This is a genomic window from Caballeronia sp. LZ032, from assembly GCF_031451315.1.
In the GTDB taxonomy this organism is placed as follows: Bacteria; Pseudomonadota; Gammaproteobacteria; order Burkholderiales; family Burkholderiaceae; genus Caballeronia.
This window is the reverse complement of sequence record NZ_JARUXP010000009.1, coordinates 13064-32974: the sequence shown is the minus strand read 5'-3', so window position 1 is coordinate 32974 and position 19911 is coordinate 13064. Positions and strand designations below refer to the sequence as shown.

Sequence of the window (19911 nt, the reverse complement as noted above, 5' to 3'; positions counted from 1 at the left end):
CCCGATCATGCCCAGCACCCCGTTCGAAAGCGGCCCTGCCGACGACGCGACAGAAGTGGTCTATCTGTTCGGATCGTTCAGGCTCGTTCCGTCGCAACAGATGCTGCTCGATGGCGATGCGCGCGTGCTCATCGGCGGACGTGCCTTCGACCTGTTGACCGCTTTGGTGGAACGTCGCGGCGAGCTGGTCACCAAGCAGGAACTCATGGCGCGCGCCTGGCCGCGCGCCGTGGTCGAAGACAGCAATCTCAAGGTCCATATCGCCGCGCTGCGCAAGGCGCTGGGGAAAGCGGCCAACGACCAGCGCTTCGTCGCGACCGTGGTGGGGCGCGGCTATCAGTTCGTGGCGCCCGTCAAGCGCGAGGCGGTCTCATCCGGCGCGGATCTGCCGCAAGCCCCGCACGCGGCGTCGCACAACCTGCCTGCGGCGCTGGTGCGTCCGGTCGGCCGCGCGGAGACCATCCGCACCTTGCGGGACCGGCTGACGCGCACGCGCATCCTGACGGTGGCCGGTCACGGCGGCATCGGCAAGACCACGGTTGCGCTGGCGCTCGCGCACCAGAGAGAGCAGGCGGGGCAGCACGATGTCTGGTTCGTCAATCTGTCGCGGCTGTCCGATGCGCGTTTCGTTCCTCACGCCGTCGCGCACGCGATGGGTCTCGCCGTGCATTCGGACGACATCCTGCAGGCGCTGACGAACACCGTCCGCTTGCAGCGCCGGCCGCAACTCGTGGTGCTGGACAACTGCGAGCACGTGATCGAGGCGGCCGCGGTCGTCGCGGAGAAGCTGATCGCGGCGGCGCCGTCCCTGACGGTGCTGGCGACGAGCCGCGAGCCGTTGCAGGCGCTCGGAGAACATGTGTACCGGCTGGAGCCGCTCGCAAGTCCGCCCGACTCTGCCAACCATGACGATGGCCGAAGCGCTGCGTTATCCGGCGGTGGAACTCTTCGTGGCGCGCGCCGAGGCCGCGCGCGGCGGCTTCATGCCGACCGGCGAGGAAGCGCCGCTGCTCGCCCGCATCTGCCGCAGGCTCGACGGCATTGCTCTCGCGATTGAACTGGCGGCCACGCGTCTGGATGCGTTCGGCGTCCGCGAACTCTTCGAGCTGCTCGACGACCGCTTCGCGACGCTCGCCCAAGGCCGCCGCACCGCCCCGGAGCGCCAGAAGACGCTGCTCGCGACACTCGACTGAAGCCATCAGCTGCTTCCCGAAGCCGGACGTGTCGTGCTGCGGCGGCTGGGCGTCTTTCCGGCGGCGTTCGCGCTGGAATCAGCGGCGGCCGTGGCAAGCGACGCACGCCTGACGCCCGCCGGCGTGATCGGAGACGCGATATCGGAGGGCAGCCGGCTCACAGCCTTTGCCTGGCATCACATGGGCAGGCAGGCTGAAGCGCGGCGCTTGCTTGCCGGCGTGCTCGAAGCCTTCGATGCCCAATGTCGACAGTCGCAACTGTCGGATAACCACGTGAACGGACGCGAGGGCACGCGTTCGCTGATGGCCAGTGTCCTGTGGTTCCAGGGCTGCGCGGAACGCGCGCTGGAGGAGGCATACCGGGCGCGCAGGAATGCCGAGGCAAGCGGCCATACGCTGACCGTCGGCTAGGTGCTGGTGTTCGCGTTCATTCCGCTGAGCTTCTACGCGGGCGATCTCGACGCCGCCGAAGAAGCGCTCGACATCCTGCAGGATTGTGTGGCGAAGAACGGCCTCGCGCTCTTCGATGCCATGCGCGCGGCCTTCACGGCGCCTTGCTGATCGAGCGGAACGAGCGTCAGGGCCTGACGATTCTCAGCGACGCGCTGGCGCAGCTCGAACGCGAGCATCTCGGCATGCGCCAGACGCTGTTTGCCGGGCTCTACGTGCATGGTCTGTCGCGCTTCGGGCGGCATGCGGAGGCGCAGGCGGTCATCGACGACGCGCTCGCACGTGCGAAGCAGCACGACGAACTGTGGAATCTGCCGGAACTGTTGCGTATCGCGCGCGAGATTCGCGCGGCGTCCGGTAGTGGCGATGCGGAGGGCTTGTTCAAGCAGGCGCTCGAGGTCGCGCGTCAGCAGGGCGCGTTGTTCCTCGAACTGCGTGCGGCGAAGAGTCTGGCGCGTTACAAGCACGCGCAAGGTGAAAGCCGTCATGCGCGCGCACTGCTGTCCGAGGTATGCGAGCGGTTTCCGCCAGGCTGCGCGATCGTCGATGTCAGGGAAGCGCGGGCGTTGCTCGACAGCTGGCGCGCGGCGGAGTGACACGCTGCTGTTGAACGTGCATCGCGCTCAACCCGGCCCGTCACTGGCCGCAGCCAGCAGCGGCACCACGAAATCGCTGATCGGTGTTGCAATGCCGTGCGCGCGGCCACGGCGCTGCACCACGCCGTTGCGGCAATCCCATTCGAGCGGGCGGCCCGCTTGCCGGTCGGCGAGGATCGAGGTGCCCAGGTCGGCTGGCGAGCGGCGAAAGCCATCGACGATTTCCTGCGCCACTTCATCGCCCAGCGTCGCACCTTCGGCCCGTGCTACTGCAAGACATTCCTTTGCATAGGCAAGCGCCAATCCGGCGATGTCGTCACGGGCAAACATGCCGGCGCGGCGGCCGCTCAGCACCATCAGGCCCGCCACCGCGTTCAGCAACAGCTTGCGCCAGGCGACTGAGGCGAAGTCTTCCGCGATGTCGGCGCGGCAGCGCGTACCGTGCATCACTTCCATCACGAGGCGGCTTTCAGGCAGGTCCGGCAAGGTGAGACGCGCTTCGCGGCGCAGCCACACCGAGGCGTCCGGTTCGCGTTGCGCGGGAAACCAGACGACGGAAGGCAGCACCGGATTGCCCGACAGATACGGCGCGAAGAGCTGCTTCTGTTCGACGCCGTTCTGCAGCACGCAGACCACGGTCCTGTCATTGCACAGGACGGAGAGCCAGGGCGCTGCGGCATCGATCTGCGTCGACTTGACGGCGACGAATACCAGGTCGTAAGTGTCCTTGATCTCTTCCGGACGGGTCCGCACCGGTCCCGGCACGATGATGCGTTCGCCTTCGAAGCGCAACTCCAGTTGCGGAAGCGCGGTGCGGCCGCACAGGGTGGGCGTGCGGCCGGTCTCATGCAACGCGGCGGCGACGGTGGTGCCGATTGCCCCCGGGCCGATCAGGGCGATTTTCATGGTGTCACGCTGGGTCATCGTGTGCTGGCGTCCCTTGTCTGTTTGCCGGGCAGGGGCCCGGGCGTCAGCACGCGAGGGTAGCGCAAGTTGCCTCAGGCTGCTGCGGAACGCATGGACTGCATGCTTGCTGTAAGCGGAGGGTGCCGCACGCAATCGCTCACTCACACGCCGCCCGAATGAACTCCGGTATCGCGACTGCCTTGAGCGTGCCATCCGCCAGCTTGACGCACAACGCGCGTGTCGCGCGAAACTCGCAGATCAGCGTATCGCCGCGCAGGATGCGATGTGCCTGAATGAAGACCTTGTTGCGCCATTCCTCGGTGGACGTACGAATCTCGAGCGTTTCGCCATACGTGGCCGACGCATGAAAGCGGCTGTGGATTTCCAGCAGCGGCGCGCCCACGCAACCGGGCAATGCGTCCAGATTCCGCCACGGCGGCAGACCGCATTGCATGAAGTAATCGTGCGATGCGGCATCCATCCAGCGCGAGAAGTTCGGGAAGAACACGATCCCCGCGGGATCGCAATCGCCGAACTGCACCTCGACACGAAAAATCGTTTCCTTGAGCACGCGTCCGACCTCGGATTGAGTTGAGCCAGCCGTATGGTAGTGCGCCAGATCGGCCAGCGTCCAGTGAACCAGCGAGTGAATTCCTCAACTTGCTAGATCGATCTACTTGGCATAGAGTAACGCTCACGGATCAGCCGATCACAGCACCCGAATGCAAGACCACAACCGAGGAGACGAGGTGATTCTGTCCACCGAGCATCAGCAGGTCGCCGACATGGCCCGGCGCTTCGCCAACGAAGTCATCCGTCCACAAGCTGAGCGGCTGGACCGCGAAGAAAGCTTTCCGGCGGAGATCTACCGGCAGATGGGCGAGACCGGCCTGTTCGGCATCACCGTGCCGGATTCGCTGGGCGGCGCGGGGCTGGATTGCCTCGCGTATGCCATCGTGATGGAGGAGTTGAGTCGCGGTTATGCCTCGGTCGCGGATCAGTGCGGTCTGGTCGAATTGCTCAGCACGCTGTTGAGCCGGCATGGCACGCCGGCACAGATCGACCGCTGGCTCGGACCGCTGGTGCGTGCCGAGACAAAGGGCGCGTATTGCATCACCGAGGCCGGCGCGGGCAGCGATGTCTCCGGCGTGAAGACCACGGCCGTGCGCGACGGCGAAGGCTGGCTGCTCAGCGGCTCCAAGTTGTGGATTCACAACGCGCCCGTCGCCGATGTAGCGCTCGTGCTGGCTCGCACGGACCCCGCTGCGGGCAAGCGCGGCATGAGCATTTTCATCGTCGATTGCGCAGCGCGCGGCGTGTCGCGCGGACCGAAGGAGCACAAGCTGGGACAGCGCGCGTCGCAGGTCGGCGAACTGCATTTCGATGAAGTCAGGCTGCCCGCCGATGCACTGCTCGGCACCGAAGGCCGCGGCTTCCACATGATGATGAGCGTGCTCGAGAAAGGGCGCGTGGGGATCGGGGCGCTGGCCGTGGGCATCATCCAGGCCGCGCTGGAGGCGGGTGTCGAACAGGCGAAGATGCGCAAGCAGTTCGGCCAGGCCATCGCCGAGTTCCAGGCTGTCCAGTTCATGCTGGCCGACATGGCCAAGGACTGCGAGGCGGCGCGCCTGCTGGTGCGCGCGGCCGCGAGCAGGATGGACGCGGGCCTCGAAGCGACCGCCGCAGCCTCGATGGCCAAGTGCTTCGCCGGCGACGCAGCGGTACAGCACACCAGCAACGCCATTCAGATCTTTGGCGGCAGCGGCACCATTCGCGGCTACGAAGTGGAACGCCTGTACCGCGACGCCAAGATCACGCAGATCTACGAAGGCACGAACCAGATTCAGCGCATCATCATTGCGCGTCAATTAATGAAGGCATGATATGAGTAAAAGCGCAGTCGTCACGGGCGCGTCGCGCGGCATCGGACGGGCCGTCGCACTGGCGCTGGCCGCTGAAGGGTTCGATATCGCCGCCATCGCGCTCGGCGACGCGGAGCGTCTTCAGTCGCTCGTCACCGAAGTCGAGGCGCTCGGGCGTGCCTGCCTGCCGCTGGATCTCGACATCGGCGACATCGACGCTCACGCGGCCGCGCTCGATGCCATCACGGCGCGCTTCGGCGGCATCGACTGCCTGGTGAATAACGCGGGCGTCTCGGTGCTCAACCGTGGCGATTTGCTCGACGTGAACCCGCAAAGCTATGACCGCTGCTTCGATATCAACACGCGCGGCACGTTCTTCCTGTCGCAGGCCGTGGCGCGGCAGATGACTCAACAGACGCCGGCCGGCGAGGGGGCGCGCAGCATCGTGTTCGTGACGTCGTCGAACGCGGTGGTCGCTTCGGTCGAGCGGGGCGAATACTGCATGTCGAAGAGCGCGCTGTCGATGGCGGCGCGCCTGTTCGCGCTGCGGCTGGCGTCGCATGGCATCGGCGTATTCGAGGTGCAGCCCGGTCTGATCCTGACCGAGATGACCGCGCCGTCGAAGGCGAAATACGATGCGCTGATCGCCGAGGGCATGACCGCGACGCCGCGCTGGGGTCAGCCTGAAGACGTGGCGCGCGTGATCCGCACGATGGCGGCCGGACTGCTGCCCTATACCGTCGCGCAGGAAGTGCGCGTGGACGGCGGCCTGATGATCCAGCGCTTCTGAGGCCATGCCATGCGCGAACTGAACGGACGCGGCGATCTCTGCTGCATCAATACCGCGACGCTGGGTCATCGCGAGGCAATCGACGTGACGGCGGCACGCATCGCGGAACAGGGCTTCGGCTGGATCACGCCGTGGCGTCACGAAGTTGACGAGATGCGCCCGCAAGCAGCCGCCAGCGCAATCCGGGCGGCCGGGTTGAAGGTCAATGCCTATTGCCGCACCGCATACTTTGCCGCGCCTGATGAAGCGGGCCGTCGCGCGGCGCTCGATTCGAACCGCCGCGCGCTGGAAACCGCGGCAGTGCTCGGCGCGCCGCTGCTGGTCGCGGTGGTGGGCGGGTTGCCGTCCGGTTCGCGCGATATCGACGATGCCCGCAAACAGATTCTCGACGGCCTCGCCGCCTTGCAGCCGACGATCGACGAGACGGGCGTGCGCATTGCGCTCGAACCGCTGCATCCGGTCTATGCCGCCGACCGCAGCCTGCTCAACACGCTCGATCAGGCGCTCGACTGGTGCGACCGTCTGGACCCGTCGCGCACGGGCAGCTTCGGTGTGGCCGTCGATGCCTACCATGTGTGGTGGGATCCGGCGCTGATGCCGGCGATCGCCCGCGCGGGGCAGCGCATTCTCGCGCTGCATGTATGCGACTGGCTTCTCGAAACCCGTGACCCGTTGCAGGACCGGGGCATGATGGGCGACGGCGTGATCGATCTGAAGCGCCTGCGTGCGGCCGTCGAAGGTGCGGGCTATGACGGTCCGGTAGAAGTGGAGATCTTCTCGCGACTGGACTGGTGGACGCGTCCCGCCGACGAAACGCTGCGCGTGTGCCGCGAGCGCTTGTTCGAGTGCTGCTGAAGCGCTCGATCCGCGTCAACGTCCTTCATAAAGCGGCGGACGCTTTTCCCTGAAACTGCGAATGCCTTCCGCCGCGTCCTGCGTGCTCGCGGCGAGTGCGCCTGCCATCGCTTCGAGCGTCGCGGCGGATTCCTCGCCGCTGGCGGCGTTCATCAATTGCTTCGTCAGCTGCAACGCCACCGGCGCACGCGCGGCCATCTCGCGGGCCAATTCTTGCGCGCGCACCGTCAGTTGCTCGCGCGGCACGACTTCATGAACCAGCCCGCAGGCGTGGGCATCGGCGGCGCTCAGGCGTGTGCCGCTCAATGCCAGATACTTCGCGTGGCTGGCGCCGATGAGCCGCACCAGCCGCTGCGTGCCCGACCATCCGGGACAGGTCGCGATGGATGCTTCCGGCAGCGCAAAGCGGGCTTCCGTGGCCGCGATGCGCACGTCCGCGGTGATCGCCAGTTCGAGTCCGCCGCCGAACGCATGGCCGTTAACCGCCGCGATCACCGGCTGACGCAGTCGCGCCCATTGATCGAAGACCTGATGTCCCCGGCGCACCCAGCGCCGCCACATGTCGAGCGGTTCGAGCGCGGCCCATTCGTTGATGTCCGCGCCGACGCAGAACGCCGTGGCGCCGCTGCCCGTGAGGATGACGATGCGCGTCGCCGTGTCGGCTTCGAGTTCGCGCGCGATCTGTTCCAGCGTTTCCAGCATCGCGGGCGTCAGCGCGTTGAGCTTGTCCGGCCGCTCCAGCGTGACGGTGGCGACGTGAGCCTCGCGGGCGACGGAAACAAAATGGTCAGTCATGGCGGGTCTCGCGAGGTTTCAGGCGCAGTCCGAAGGGCGCGTCGGTGAACAGGGCGGGGTTCATCGGGCGCAGGTCGGGCGACACCTTGAGTGCGACTTCGGCCTGCTCCAGGATGTCGCGTTGCAGGTCCACGCCGGGCGCGATCTCGGTCACGGCGAGGCCGTCTTCGAGCAGATCGATGACGCAGCGCTCGGTAACATAAGTCACGCGTTGCCCGCGCTCGCGGCCGACGCGCCCGCTGAAGGTGATCTGCTCGGCGGCCTGCACGAATTTGCGGGTGCGGCCTTCCTTCAGGATCGCGAGCTTGCCGTCGCCCACTTGCAGTTGCGCGCCTGCGGTGAAGAAGCCGGAGAACACGATGCGCCGCGCGTGGGCCGTGATATCGACGAAGCCGCCGCAGCCCGCGGTCAGATACGGTTTCGATGCGAGCCGCGAGACGTTCACGCTACCGTCGCTGTCCACTTGCAGGAAGGACAGCAGCGCGATATCGAATCCGCCGCCCTGAAAGTACGCGAACTGATTCGGTGAAGGCACGATGGCATCCGCATTCGACGCACAGCCGAACGCGAAGCCAAGCAGCGGCATGCCGCCGACGGCGCCTTGCTCGATGGCCCATGTCACCGCGCCATGCAGGCCTTCTTCGAGCAGGATGCGCGGCACGTTGGCCGAGATGCCGAAGCCCAGGTTGGCGGCATGGCCGTGCGCGAGTTCCATCGCCGCACGTCGGGCGATGACCTTCTCCGGCCCCCACGGCGTAGGCTCGAAAGCACTCGATGGCAACGCGATCTCGCCGCTGATGGCGGGGTCGTAGGGTGTCTGGGTGGTCTGCCACTGATCCGGATCCACGACGATGTAATCGACCAGATTGCAGGGCACGCGCACATCGTGTGGACGCAGCGTGCCGGACTTCACCACGCGCTTGACCTGCGCGATCACGATGCCGCCATGATTGCGCGCGGCCAATGCCTGATCGATCCCGCCGAGCAACGCGCCTTCGTGCTCATAGCTCAGGTTGCCTGCTTCGTCGGCGGTGGTTGCGCGGATGATCGCCACGCGCGGCACGAGCGCCGGAAAATAGAGCCAGTCCTCGCCGTCGAAGGACACGCGCCGCACGATCGGCCGCGCGGACGCAGCGGCGTTCATCGCGCAGCCTTGCAGATCGGGATCGACGAAGGTGCCCATGCCGACTTTCGTCAGCACGCCGGGACGTCGCGCGGCGGCGTCCCGGTGCATGTCGAACAGGATGCCGCTCGGAACGTTGTAGGCCTCGATCCGGTTCTCGACGATCATGCGCCAGATGTCGGGCATCGGCAGCGAGGAAGGCCCGCTCGGATAGGATCCGGCCAGCGTGCGCGCGAGCAGCCCGGGCCGCGCGAGATGATCGATGCCCTTCACGCCGTACATGTCGCCGGCGGCGATCGGGTTCAGCGTCGTGAGATTGCGCGGCTGGCCCTCGCGCTCGAAGCGCGCGCCGATGGCGGCCAGCACCTTGTCCGGGCAGCCGAGCGCGCTCGACGAACTGATGCTGACAACATCGTCCGTGCGGATCAGCCGGGCTGCGGCGTCGGCGGTGATGAGTTTGTTCATGTCGTGAGGAAGAGGGCTGGGCTCAGCGGTGCAGGTCGAACAGCGCTGCGCCGCGCTTCAGCGCATTGCGCGCGATGATGCCGCGATGAATCTCCGAGGTGCCGTCGAAGATGCGGTAGACGCGTGCATCGCGGTAATACCGTTCGATGGCCAGTTCCTTGCAGAACCCCATGCCGCCGAACACCTGCACCGCGCGGTCCACCACGCGGCCGAGCGTTTCTGACGACTGCACCTTGACCATCGAGATCCAGTCGCGCGCGTCCAGCCCTGCGTCCATCATGCTGGCCGCGTTGAGCAGCATCAGCCGCGCCGCGTTGATCTCCATCACGCTGTCGGCGATGAGCTGCTGAATTATCTGGAAGTCGCCGATGCGTTCGCCGAACTGGCGCCGCTCGCCCGCATAGCCGATCATCATTTCCAGCACATGCGCCGCCTTGCCGATGCCGCGCGCGCCCACCAGCGCCAGGCGCACACGGCCGAGCATCCGCATGGCGAGCCGGAAGCCTTCACCCTCGCGGCCGAGCAGTGCGAGCGGTTCCAGTGGGACATCGTCGAAGAAGAGTTCGTGATGGGGCGTGCCGCGCAGGCCCATCATCGGCTGATCGCGGCCCACGGTGAAGCCGGGCAATGCCTTGTCCACCACGAACAGCGAGATCTCCTGCTCGCCGGTGCGGGCCGAGACGAGGAAGAAGTCGCTCCATTGCGCGTCGCTGATGAAGTGCTTGCTGCCGTTCAATACCCAGCCGGACGCAGTCTTGCGGGCCGTGGTCTTGATGGCTTGAGCGTCCGAGCCCGCGCCGGTTTCGGTGATCGCGAGACCGCACGTGCGCTCGCCTCGAATCGCGGGCGCGAGCCAGCGCTCGATCTGCTCGCCTTCGCAGGCCAGCAGCGCGTCGTAGACGTTGCCGAAGGCGCGTCGCACGAGGATGTCCGAGCTGTGGCCGAACTGTTCCTCGCACAGCATGGCATCGACTGTACTCAATCCGCCGCCGCCCAGTTCAGCGGGCATGTTGACCGCGTACAGGCCGAGCGCCTGGGCGCGCTTTTGCAAATCGCGCGCACGCTCAGGCGACAACACGCCTTCGTCCTCCACCTGTTGTTCAAGCGGCTGCAACTCGGTCCGCACGAAGCGGCGCGCCGTTTCTATCAGCATCATCTGCGTGTCGCTCAGCGTGAAGTCCATCGGCTTTTGTGCTCCCCTATGCCTGTATTAAACCGCTGCCTACGCCGTGGCCACGCGCTCGCGCAGCGACGGATGCAGCGCCACCTCGAAGGGCATGCGTTCGAGCACATCGCGCACGAGATCCACGCCGGGCGCGACCTCGATCAGCTGCAAGCCCTGCGCCGTCAGTTCGAAGACGGCGCGCTCGGTCACGTAGATCACCTGCTGGCCGTCGGCGCGGGCGCGCTTGCCGCTGAAGGTGATATGACGCACCTGCTCGACCAGCTTGGGCACCGCGCCATGGCGGCGGATCTGCACCTTGCCGTCTTCCTGCTCGACTTCCAGTCCCTTGGCTTCGAACGCGCCGCAGAAGACTACCTTGCGCGTGCGCTGCGTGATGTCGACAAATCCGCCCGGCCCGACGATGTTCTCGCCCAGCCACGAGACGTTGACGTTGCCTTGCGCGTCCAGCTCGCCCATGCCGAGAAACGCGATGTCGATGCCGCCGCCGCTGAAGAAGTCGAACTGGTCGTTGGATTTGAGGATCGCGCTCGGATGGCGCGTTGCGCCGAACAGGTCGCCGCCCAGCAGTTCGCCGTTGTGCGAGCCCTGTTCGATCACGGTCCAGCTGATCTCGCGGCCTTCCGCATGCGCGACGGCGGGAATGCCGTCGGGCAGGCCGTAGCCGAAGTTGACGCAGGCGCCGGGCGCCAGTTCCTGCGCGGCGCGTTTCGCGATCAGATAGCGGAGACCTTCGGGCAACGGCGGCGGCGTGCGCGTGCCGGGTGCGGCCAGTTCGCCGCTGATGGTGGCATCGTAGGCCGCGCCGGTGGTCTGCTTCTGCTCCGCGTGTACGCAGATCTGATCGACCAGCACGCCCGGCACCGTGACCGCGCGCGCGGGCGCGATCGGCGTGGCGGACACGTCGCGCACCTGGGCGAACACGCGGCCCCCGCTGTTGTGCGCGGCGAGCGCGGCGGCGAAGGCGTCGATGTCGGCGGGTTCCTCGCGTGAGGTGAGATTGCCTTGCCCGTCCGCCGTGGTGCCGCGCACGATGGCGAAGTCGATCCGCAAGGGCTTGTACCAGAGCAGTTCCTTGCCGCCGAGCGTGACCACTTCGACCAGATCCTCGCGGGCGCGGGCGTTGACCCGGCCGCCGCCGTGACGCGGATCGGCGAAGGTGTCGAGGCCGATATGCGTGACCAGTCCATGACGGCCCGCACCGGCTTCGCGGATCAGCGTCTGGATCACGCCGGCGGGCAGCGTATAGGCTTCGATGCGTTCCTCGCGCGCGAGCGTCTGCATGCGCTTCGACCAGGTCCAGTGACCTCCGATCACGCGTCTCACCATGCCTTCGTGCGCAAAGCGGCTGATGCCGCTCTCCCGGCCGTCGCCGATGCCCAGGCCGTGGATCAGCGTGAGATCGCAGGGATGACCGGTGGCGAGAAAGCGCCGCTCGATGGCCGCCGCGACGTGATCCGGCTCCACCAGCCCGCCGCCGGAACCACTCAGCACGACCGTCGCGCCGTCGAAGACCGCTGCCGCCATCGTGTCGGCGTCAACCAGATTGGCTTGCTTCATTTCATCGTTCCTCGTTGCTTGTCTTCACGGCATGGGCGCGGGTCCGCACCATCAGCACGTTGAGTCCTTCCTGGATCACCGCGTCGTCCTGATTGCGCACCTCCACCTGCAAGCGCACGATGCCGCGGTCGGCGCGCTTCGTCGGACGCTTGTCGAGCACGCTGATGCGCCCCTGGATGCGGTCGCCGATCAGCACCGGCTTGTGGAAGCGATAGGTCCATTCCAGCGTCGCGACCGAAGCGAGACTGGTGGCCGCGCGGTTCTTGAGACCATCGACCATCGCGAGACACAGCAGTCCATGCGCGATGCGGCCGGAAAAGCCGACGCTGCGCGCGAAGTCGTCGTCCATGTGGACGTCGAAGAAGTCGCCTGAGAGGCCGGCGAACTGCACCACGTGGCTTTCGGTGACGACGATGCCCGAGGTTGCGAAGCTGAGTCCCGGCTCGATCTCTTCAAAGAGCAGCGGTTGGGTCATGATTGTTCCTTCAGTCGAAGTCGGGCGCGTCGGGCACGCGTTCGCGATTGACGATGCGGTAGTTCGTCGAGTTGAGCGCATCGATGCGATCCATGTCGATGCTCGACAGCGTGAAGTCCATCACGTCGAAATTGGCCTGGATGTTCTCGCGCCGGGTGGACATCGTGTTGATGGTTACGCCCTTCTGCAGGATCCAGCGCAGCGCGGCTTGCGCAGCCGTCTTGCCATAGCCCGCGCCGATCTCCTCGAACAGCGGGTATTTGAAGATTTCGCCGCGCGCCACCGAGCAATACGACGACAGCGGAATGCCCGTCTCCGTGGCGGTGCGCAGCAACACGCGCTGATCGAGCAGCGGATGGAACTCGACCTGGTTCGTGATGAGCGGGAGTTTCGTCGCGGCCTTCGCGGTGCGCATCATCGCGGCGGTGAAGTTGCTGATGCCGATGTGGCGCGCAAGGCCCGCCTGCACCGCTTCTTCGAGCCGTTGCACCGAGGGCGCGACATCGCCATGAGCGGGCGGCCAGTGCAGCAGCAGGATATCGACCTGATCGATCTGCAGCTTCGCGAGGCTCTCGCGCAGCGAGGGCAGTAAGGCTTCGGCGGAATCGTTGGCCGGCGCGATCTTGGTCGTGATGCACAGGTCTTCGCGCTTCATGCCCACGGCTTGCAGCGCCGTGCCGACATCGGCTTCGTTGCCGTACATCTGCGCGGTGTCGATGGCGCGATAGCCGGTGTCGACCGCGATACGCAACGCGTCCTGAAGCGCCTGGCCTTGCAGCGGCCAGGTGCCGAATGCACGTTGATGAGTACCCTGGAAGAGTGGATTCATGGTGTCAGAAGGAAGCGGTGGTCTTGTCGAAGAAGGCACGGATGCCGCGTTCGGCGTCCGCGCTGGAACGGACCGCGAGCGCGGCTGCGGGATAGGCCGTGCGGGAGTCCTTGTGGTCGTCGATGATGAGCGCCTTCGCCAGCGCAGCGGCGCGTGGTGAGATCTGGCACAAGCGCGTGGTCCAGTCGTCGAGACGGGCGGGCAGGTCTTGCGGCAAGCAAACCTCGTTGAGCACGCCCCAGTGCAGCGCCGTGTGCGCGTCGATCTCGCGCGACAGCAGCACGGCTTCGAGCGCGCGTCCGCGGCCCGCGATGCGCCGCAGCCGGTCGCCGCCTTCCCAGCCGGGAATGGCGCCGATGGCGACTTCCGGAAAGCGCAGGCCCGCGCTGTCGGTGGCGAGCCGCAGATCGCAGCACAGCGCCAGTTCCAGTCCGCCGCCGAAGCACAAGCCCTCGATCACGGCGACGGTCGGGCAACGCACGCGCTCGAAGCGTCCGAACAACTCGTTGCCCTTGCCGATCCACTGCTGCGCGAAGGTCTCCGGATCGAGCGCCGACCATTCGCGGATATCCGCACCGGAGCAGAACACGCCGCCTTCGGCGCCGCGCAGCACGACGGCGCGGATCGTATCGTCCTGCTCGACGCGCGCGATGGCATCGTCGAGTGCGGCGAGCATCGCGAAGTCGAGCGCGTTGGCCTTGCCCGGATTGCTCAGTTGCAGCGTGAGCACTGCGCCGTCGCGGCGCGCGAGTAGCTGTCCCATGCGCGGAGCCTCAGTCCTGGGTCACGCCGTGGACGGCGAGGAAGGTCTTCATGCGCATCACCGCGAGTTCGGGTTGCCGCAACAGACCGGCGGCATCGGCGAGCCTGAAGAGATCGACGAAGTAGGGCAGCGGACGCATGGCCTGATGGCCGGCCAGCATCGTCATGTTCGGCTGATGGCCGTTCAGCCAGGCCAGAAAGACGATGCCGGTCTTGTAGAAGCGCGTCGGCGCCCGGAAGATGTGGCGCGAAAGCAGCACCGTGGGCGCCAGGATTTCGAGGAAGCGCTCGCGCCGTCCCGCAGCCAGTTCGCCGAGCGCGGCCGACGCGGCAGGTGCGATGGCATCGAAGATGCCGAGCAGCGCGTGCGAGTAGCCCTGCTCGTCGCCGGCAATCAGTTCCGGATAGTTGAAGTCGTCGCCGGTGTACATCTTCACGCCGGCAGGCAGCAGGCGGCGCATGTCGATCTCGCGTTGCTTGTCCAGCAACGACACCTTGATGCCCTCGACCTTCGCGGCGGACTCCGTCATGACGTCGAGCGCGATGTCGCGCGCGGCGCTCAGGTCGTCGGTGCCCCAGTAGCCGGTCAGCGCGGGATCGAACATGTCGCCGAGCCAGTGCAGGATCACCGGCTGATCCACCTGCGCCAGCACCCGCCGATACACCGACACATAGTCCGCCGGCGTACGCGCCACGCGGGCCAGCGCGCGGCTCGCCATCAGGATCAGGCGGCCGCCGGCTGTCTGGATCGCATCGACCTGTTCGAGATAGGCGCTCACCACGGCATCGAGCGAAGTGACGGAGGCGGGATCGAGATGATCCGTGCCGCAGCCGTTGAAGACCGGCACCGGACTGTCCGACAACTCCGCGCGCGTGCGGCGGATCAGTTGCAGCGAGTCCTTCCAGTTCAGACCCATGCCGCGCTGGGCGGTGTCCATCGCCTCGGCGATGCCCAGGCCCAGCCCCGCGAGATAGCGGCGGTATTCGAGCGTCCTGTCCCAGTCGATCCGGCCGCCTTCGGACGGTTCGACGTCGGCGAACGGATCGGCCACGACGTGCGCCGCCGAAAGCACGATGCGGTTGAACGGCGCGGCGGGGCGAGCGTCCGGAAGCGGCGTGCCGGCGAGCGTGTAGCGCTCCAGCGCGCCGGTCGATGTGGGCAGTTTCAGGCTGTTCATGGGGCGGGACCCGGGGTCATCGGAAGAAGAGGGAAAGCGCTCACAGGCGCGGAACCGACAGCGCGCCGTCGATGTTGAGCACGCTGCCCGTCGCGAACTGCATCTGTCCGGACGCCAGCGCCGCGACCGCCGCAGCGACGTCGGCCGGGACGCCCCAGCGCCGCATGGGCACGACGCCGTCGGCGATGCGTTCGTCATGGCGCGCGGCGACGGCCTCCGTCATCGGCGTGCGGATGATGCCGGGGCGAATCTCGAACACGCCGATGTTCAACGGCGCGAGGCGCAGCGCGAACAGCTTGGTGAGCATGCCGAGTCCAGCCTTCGACATGCAGTATTCGCCGCGCTCCGTCGACGCGAGTTCGGCGCTCACCGACGACACCGTGACGATGGTGCGTGCGTGTTGTGCAGGATGCGTGTGTTCGGCCATGTGACGCGCCACGGCCTGCGTGAAAAAGAAGGTGCCGCGCATGTTGATGTCGATCACCTTGTCATAGGAGCGCTCGCCGAGTTCGAGCAGGTCGCCGCGCGCGTCGGCGGACACGCCCGCGTTGTTCACGAGACAGGCGATCGGCCCGCATGCCACGACGATGCGTTCGACCAGCGCGCGGTGTGCGCCGCTGTCGGCGAGATCGTGTTGCCAGAAGCCTGCGCGCGCGCCGTGCGCTTCGGCGGCGGCAAGCACCTGGTCCGCGCCGTCTTCCGCGATGTCGAGCAGCGCGAGATCGAAGCCCTGCCGCGCCAGTTCCGCCGCGATGCCCGCGCCGATGCCGCGCCGTGCGCCGGTGATGAGCGCCAGCGGCCGGACGGCGCGCGCCGCTAGTAGAGAAGATGAGGAAGCCATTCGGAGAACGCCGGCACGAAGGCCAACAGCAGGATGGTGACGAACATGATCGCCATGAAGGGCAGCATCGGGCGCACCAGGTTGACCATCCTGATGTTGGCGACGCCGGTGACGATGAAACATGCCGTGCCGATCGGCGGCGTCACGAGCGAGATGCCGACGATGGCAATGGCCAGAATCGCGAAGTGCACGTCGCTGTAGCCGGCGTCCTGCGCGATCGGCAGGAACAGCGGGATCAGCAGGATCAGCGCGGGAATGCCGTCGAGCAGCGCGCCCAGCAGCCAGAACACGACCACGATGAACACCGTGAAGACGAAGCGGTTGCCGGTCAGTTGCGAGGCGAACTCGGCCACCTGCTCGCCCACCGAGTTGTACGCCAGCATGTAGCCGAGAATCTGCGCGACGCCCACCAGCGACAGCACGATGGCGCTGGTGCGGCCCGCCTTGATCAGAATGCCGGACCAGGCGCGCGTTGGAATCGAGCGTTGCAGCAGCGTGATGATCGTGACGTAGGCCACCGCCGCAGCCGCGGATTCCGTCGCGGTGAAGAAGCCCATGAAGATGCCGCCGAGAATGATGATGGGGGCACCGAGCGCCGGGATCGCGAGCAGGAACGCGCGGCCCAGTTCGCGCACGCTGAAGTGGACCGGCGCCACCGGCGGCTCCGACCGCGCGCGGTACATGATGATGAACATCTTCGTGACGCCGACCAGGATGGCGGGCAAGGTGGCCGCGAGAAACAGCTTGGTCACCGACATGTTCGCGACCGTGGCGAGCACGATGATGGTGATCGACGGCGGAATCAGGATGCCGGTGCCGGCCGCCGCCGCGATGATCGCCGACGACCATTCCTTGCGATACCCGGCTTTCTCCATCGAAGGCAGCATGGCCGAGCTGATGGCGGCGGCGTCGGCATTGACCGAGCCGCTCAGGCCGGAGAACACCATGGTCGAGGCCACTGCGCTCACGCCCAGCCCGCCCGGCACGCGGCCCACCAGCAGGTTCATGAAGCTCACCAGCTTGCCGGCCGAGCCCGAGTGAAACAGGATCTCGCCGGCAAGGATGAACAGCGGCACGGCGAGCAGCGTGAACGAGTCCACGCCGTGATACATCGCCTGCGCGATGTTGGTCAGCGGCAGGCCCTGCATCAGGCCGTCGATGGTGCCCACCACGCCCAGCGACGCGATGATCGGCGCGCCCGCCACCACGAACAGCGCGAGAAGTCCGATGGTCAGAATCATTGCGTCCTCGTTTCGGCAGAACCGTGTGCGTGGGCATGAACGGGGTCGGCATCGGCATGCGCGAGCAGGTCCCAGGCATGCGCCAGCAGATGCAGCAGCCCCAGTGCACTGCCGGCCGGGATGGCGGCGAACGAGATCCATTGCGGGATGCCGCTCGGCGTGATCTGGTCGAAGCCCAGTTGCATGAACTGCCAGCCGCCCCACGCGAGCGCGACGAGCAGCGCGCCCATCAGCAGCATCTGGACGAGCGACGCAAGCACGAGCCAGCGCCCCGAGAGCCGGTCCTCGAACAGTTCGAAGGCCACGTGCACCTGGTCACGCACGCCGACCGCGATGCCGATGAAGGTCATCCAGATCATCAGCGTGACGCTGACCTCGATGTTCCACGAGAGCGACACATGGAAGACGAAGCGGGACACGATGCCCGCCAGCACGACGCAGAAGATCGCGAAGACCAGGACGGCGATCAGCAGATCTTCGACGCTCGCGAGCAGGCGAAACGGCGCAGTCTGGTTGATGCCGTCCCTGCGCGCGGAGGAACGCGAATGGGGTTTCATGGCGGGCACCTGGTGCGGTTGATCAGAGGTCCGGCAGGTACTTCGCCAGCTCGGCGAAGTTCGAGCGGTACTTGGCGTAGATCGGCTTGACGGCCGCGCGGAACGCGGCGCTGTTGGTATCGTTGAATTCGACGCCGTTCTTCTTCGCTTCGGCGAGATACTTCGCGTCCGAAGCAAGCCACAGGTCGCGCTCGTGCTGCTGGGCCTGCGCGGCGGCCTGCTTGACGGCGTCCTGCTTCTTCGCGTCGAGCGAGTCGAACCATTTCTTGCTGGCCAGCATCGGGTCGATCGAGAAGAAGTGGTTCGTGTACGAGTAATGCTTCGCCACCTCGCTGTGATGCTGCTGGACGAAGAAGGTCACCGAGTTCTCGGCCCCGTCCACCACGCCCTGCTGCAACGCCGAATAAATCTGCGTGGTGTCCAGCGGCGTGGCCTGCGCGCCGAACTGGTTGAACGTCGCGATCATGATCTGGTTGCCCTGCGTGCGAATCTTCAGGCCCTTCATGTCGTTGGGCTCGTTGATGGCGCGCGTGCGGTTGTAGACGCTGCGCAGACCCGAATCGAACCAGCCGAGCAGCACGAAATCCAGCTTCTCCAGAATGCCCGCGTAGGCCTCGCCGAGCGCGCCATCCTGCGCAGCGAACAGCGTCTTGCGATCGGGAAAGGCGAACGGCATCGCGAACAGACCGAGGCGCTTGTCATAGCCTTCGAGGTCCGCCACGTTCGCCACCGTGATTTCCAGCGTGCCGTTGCGCAGCTGCTCGTTCATGCGGGTGTGCGAGCCGAGCACGCCGTCGGGGAACACGCGGGCGTCGAAGCCGGTCGTCTCCTTGAGCCGCTTCGCCATCAGGTTCTCGGTGATCACTTCCGGGTTGTGCCGGTCCACCACGTCGCCGATGCGGATCGTCTGGCTGTCCGCACTGGCGAGACGCGGCAGCCAACCGGCCGCCGCCGAGGCGACCGTGAGCGTCAGGAGTTTTCTGCGAGAGAGTAGGTAGTCGCGCATGCGTCGGATTCCTGTGGTTCTTATGGCCGTGACGCACGACAGGCGGCACGGATGGGCCTTGGCCGTCGTGTTTGCGCACACGCATCCAGCCATCAGGCAGATTGAGTAGATCGATCTACCTGAAAGGTTAGGGGCAGCTTCGATGTGACGCAAGCGGATTTTTATAAGGGAAACCCGAACGGGCGAAGCCGTGGGCGCGATGCTCAGGCCGCGCCGGGACGTCCGCCGCAGGTGCCGCGAATGATCAGCACAGGGTCCGAGAGGATGCGCGTGGCGGTGCGCGACGGCTCCGTCATGCGCTTGAGCAGCAGGTCCGCGGCGCTCTGGCCGATCTCGTCCTGCAAGACCTGGACCGTGGTGAGCGGCGGCTCCCAGAGCGCGGCTTCGGGCACGTCGTCGAAACCGACCACGCCGAAGTCGCGGCCCGGTTCGATGCCATGCGCGCGCAGACCGAGCATCACGCCGAACGCAACGATGTCATTGCCGCAGACCACCGCCGTAGGCGGATTCTTCAGGCGCAGGAGTTCGGTGATGATGCGCTTGCCGTCGTAGCGCGTGAGCGGCGAGGGCACGAGCAGACGTTCGTCGAACTTGATCTTGGCCGCCTGCAAGGCCTCGCGATAGCCTTCGGCGCGATCGCTGCCGGTGGAGGCGCGCATGATGCCGCCGATCATCGCAATGCGCTTGTGGCCGAGCCCGATCAGATGCGAGGTCGCGAGCGCCATGCCGCGACGGTTGTCGACGCCGACGTAATCGGCCTGGAGTCCGCTCACATAGCGCGACGCGAATACGCACGGGATGCCCCACGCCAGCACCTGGCGCATCTGCGTGGCTGTGGTGGATTCGGTCGGACAGACGATGAGGCCGTCGATATTGTGCTGCCTCACGGTTTCGAGAAAGCGGCTTTGCCGGTCGAGCGACTCGTCCGTGTTGCCGAGCAGCGTCATGAATCCCTGCGTGCTGAGGCTCGCCTCGATGGCGCGGACCAGCATGGTGAAGTAGGGATTGGCGAGGTCGTTGACGACCACGCCGACGGTATGCGTCTGGTTGCTGCGCATGCCCGCCGCATGGCGGTTATAGACATAACCCTGACGCTTGAAGGCTTCCAGTACGCGTTCGCGGGTGGCTTCGGAGATGCGCGGGCTGTTGCGCAGCACGAGAGAAACCGTGGCGCGGGACAGGCCGAGTTCGTTGGCGATGTCCAGCAGCGTGACGGAAGAGCCTGGTTTGCCTCGGGACATGGG

Annotated in this window: 23 protein-coding genes; 8 read left to right on the top strand and 15 right to left on the bottom strand. The window is 66.4% G+C overall.

All coding sequences use genetic code 11. From position 1 onward, the window contains the following. The first annotated feature begins 7 nt into the window (after positions 1 to 7). Genes QCE69_RS37860 through QCE69_RS37840 form a run of 5 tightly spaced genes read left to right on the top strand, consistent with a single transcriptional unit; the run spans position 8 to position 2239 of the window. Positions 8 to 1057: a winged helix-turn-helix domain-containing protein gene (locus QCE69_RS37860; protein ID WP_309935951.1), complete on the top strand. Its 1050-nt coding sequence runs from the start codon at positions 8 to 10 to the stop codon at positions 1055 to 1057. Beyond that, positions 984 to 1193, top strand: coding sequence for a hypothetical protein (locus QCE69_RS37855; RefSeq protein WP_309935950.1), 210 nt, complete (start codon positions 984 to 986; stop codon positions 1191 to 1193). Before QCE69_RS37860 ends, QCE69_RS37855 begins: the two co-directional genes overlap by 74 nt. Before the next feature lie 33 nt (positions 1194 to 1226). After that, a complete protein-coding gene (locus QCE69_RS37850; protein ID WP_309935949.1) occupies positions 1227 to 1604 on the top strand; it encodes a hypothetical protein in 378 nt (125 codons plus the stop codon). Between the two features lie 6 nt (positions 1605 to 1610). Continuing rightward, positions 1611 to 1754 (top strand): hypothetical protein, encoded by a 144-nt coding sequence (locus tag QCE69_RS37845; protein ID WP_309935948.1) that lies wholly within the window; start codon positions 1611 to 1613, stop codon positions 1752 to 1754. Beyond that, the gene (locus QCE69_RS37840) at positions 1748 to 2239 is read left to right on the top strand and encodes a hypothetical protein (protein WP_309935947.1); all 492 of its coding nucleotides are present in this window, start codon (positions 1748 to 1750) and stop codon (positions 2237 to 2239) included. Before QCE69_RS37845 ends, QCE69_RS37840 begins: the two co-directional genes overlap by 7 nt. 27 nt (positions 2240 to 2266) lie before the next feature. Here QCE69_RS37840 and QCE69_RS37835 read toward each other — a convergent pair whose 3' ends face one another. Next, complete coding sequence (locus QCE69_RS37835) at positions 2267 to 3163, bottom strand: oxidoreductase (RefSeq protein ID WP_309935946.1); 897 nt, start codon at positions 3161 to 3163, stop codon at positions 2267 to 2269. Positions 3164 to 3302: 139 nt separating this feature from the next. Beyond that, on the bottom strand, positions 3303 to 3716 hold the full coding sequence (locus QCE69_RS37830) for a thioesterase family protein (RefSeq protein WP_309935945.1): 414 nt from the start codon (positions 3714 to 3716) through the stop codon (positions 3303 to 3305). Positions 3717 to 3894: 178 nt separating this feature from the next. Between QCE69_RS37830 and QCE69_RS37825 the strand changes: the two genes are divergently transcribed. From QCE69_RS37825 to QCE69_RS37815, 3 genes are read left to right on the top strand one after another with little or no spacing between them, the layout of a single operon-like run. Then, positions 3895 to 5028 (top strand): acyl-CoA dehydrogenase family protein, encoded by a 1134-nt coding sequence (locus tag QCE69_RS37825; RefSeq protein ID WP_309935944.1) that lies wholly within the window; start codon positions 3895 to 3897, stop codon positions 5026 to 5028. Position 5029: 1 nt separating this feature from the next. Beyond that, the gene (locus QCE69_RS37820; RefSeq protein WP_309927673.1) at positions 5030 to 5797 is read left to right on the top strand and encodes a 3-ketoacyl-ACP reductase; all 768 of its coding nucleotides are present in this window, start codon (positions 5030 to 5032) and stop codon (positions 5795 to 5797) included. 9 nt (positions 5798 to 5806) lie between these two features. Beyond that, positions 5807 to 6652, top strand: a complete 846-nt coding sequence (locus QCE69_RS37815; protein ID WP_309927670.1) for a sugar phosphate isomerase/epimerase family protein — start codon at positions 5807 to 5809, stop codon at positions 6650 to 6652. Between the two features lie 15 nt (positions 6653 to 6667). On the opposite strand, the gene QCE69_RS37810 is transcribed toward QCE69_RS37815, so the two are convergent. The 13 genes from QCE69_RS37810 to QCE69_RS37750 form a co-directional block, all read right to left on the bottom strand. Beyond that, positions 6668 to 7447, bottom strand: a complete 780-nt coding sequence (locus tag QCE69_RS37810) for an enoyl-CoA hydratase/isomerase family protein (protein WP_309935943.1) — start codon at positions 7445 to 7447, stop codon at positions 6668 to 6670. Then, positions 7440 to 9035 (bottom strand): acyl CoA:acetate/3-ketoacid CoA transferase, encoded by a 1596-nt coding sequence (locus tag QCE69_RS37805; protein ID WP_309935942.1) that lies wholly within the window; start codon positions 9033 to 9035, stop codon positions 7440 to 7442. The genes QCE69_RS37810 and QCE69_RS37805 overlap by 8 nt, the downstream gene beginning before the upstream one ends. Before the next feature lie 22 nt (positions 9036 to 9057). Beyond that, the gene (locus tag QCE69_RS37800; protein ID WP_309935941.1) at positions 9058 to 10218 is read right to left on the bottom strand and encodes an acyl-CoA dehydrogenase; all 1161 of its coding nucleotides are present in this window, start codon (positions 10216 to 10218) and stop codon (positions 9058 to 9060) included. A 39-nt stretch (positions 10219 to 10257) separates the two neighbouring features. Next, the gene (locus tag QCE69_RS37795) at positions 10258 to 11778 is read right to left on the bottom strand and encodes a CoA-transferase (protein ID WP_309935940.1); all 1521 of its coding nucleotides are present in this window, start codon (positions 11776 to 11778) and stop codon (positions 10258 to 10260) included. A gap of 1 nt (position 11779) precedes the next feature. Continuing rightward, on the bottom strand, positions 11780 to 12253 hold the full coding sequence (locus tag QCE69_RS37790; RefSeq protein WP_309927658.1) for a MaoC/PaaZ C-terminal domain-containing protein: 474 nt from the start codon (positions 12251 to 12253) through the stop codon (positions 11780 to 11782). Between the two features lie 10 nt (positions 12254 to 12263). Next, positions 12264 to 13082 carry an aldo/keto reductase gene (locus QCE69_RS37785; RefSeq protein ID WP_309927655.1) on the bottom strand — a complete coding sequence of 273 codons (819 nt, stop codon included), beginning with the start codon at positions 13080 to 13082 and terminating at the stop codon, positions 12264 to 12266. Positions 13083 to 13086: 4 nt separating this feature from the next. Beyond that, positions 13087 to 13845, bottom strand: coding sequence for an enoyl-CoA hydratase/isomerase family protein (locus QCE69_RS37780; RefSeq protein WP_309935939.1), 759 nt, complete (start codon positions 13843 to 13845; stop codon positions 13087 to 13089). 10 nt (positions 13846 to 13855) lie between these two features. Then, positions 13856 to 15022, bottom strand: coding sequence for a dihydrodipicolinate synthase family protein (locus tag QCE69_RS37775; protein ID WP_309935938.1), 1167 nt, complete (start codon positions 15020 to 15022; stop codon positions 13856 to 13858). A gap of 40 nt (positions 15023 to 15062) precedes the next feature. Beyond that, a complete protein-coding gene (locus tag QCE69_RS37770) occupies positions 15063 to 15863 on the bottom strand; it encodes a 3-ketoacyl-ACP reductase (protein ID WP_309927648.1) in 801 nt (266 codons plus the stop codon). Further along, positions 15839 to 17104, bottom strand: coding sequence for a TRAP transporter large permease (locus tag QCE69_RS37765; protein ID WP_309927646.1), 1266 nt, complete (start codon positions 17102 to 17104; stop codon positions 15839 to 15841). Before QCE69_RS37765 ends, QCE69_RS37770 begins: the two co-directional genes overlap by 25 nt. Further along, positions 17101 to 17661, bottom strand: a complete 561-nt coding sequence (locus QCE69_RS37760) for a TRAP transporter small permease (protein WP_309935937.1) — start codon at positions 17659 to 17661, stop codon at positions 17101 to 17103. Before QCE69_RS37760 ends, QCE69_RS37765 begins: the two co-directional genes overlap by 4 nt. Positions 17662 to 17683: 22 nt before the next feature. After that, positions 17684 to 18667, bottom strand: a complete 984-nt coding sequence (locus QCE69_RS37755; RefSeq protein ID WP_309927639.1) for a TRAP transporter substrate-binding protein — start codon at positions 18665 to 18667, stop codon at positions 17684 to 17686. Between the two features lie 203 nt (positions 18668 to 18870). Next, entirely contained in the window at positions 18871 to 19908 is a 1038-nt protein-coding gene (locus tag QCE69_RS37750) for a LacI family DNA-binding transcriptional regulator (protein WP_309927637.1), read from the bottom strand. Between the last annotated feature and the right edge of the window lie 3 nt (positions 19909 to 19911).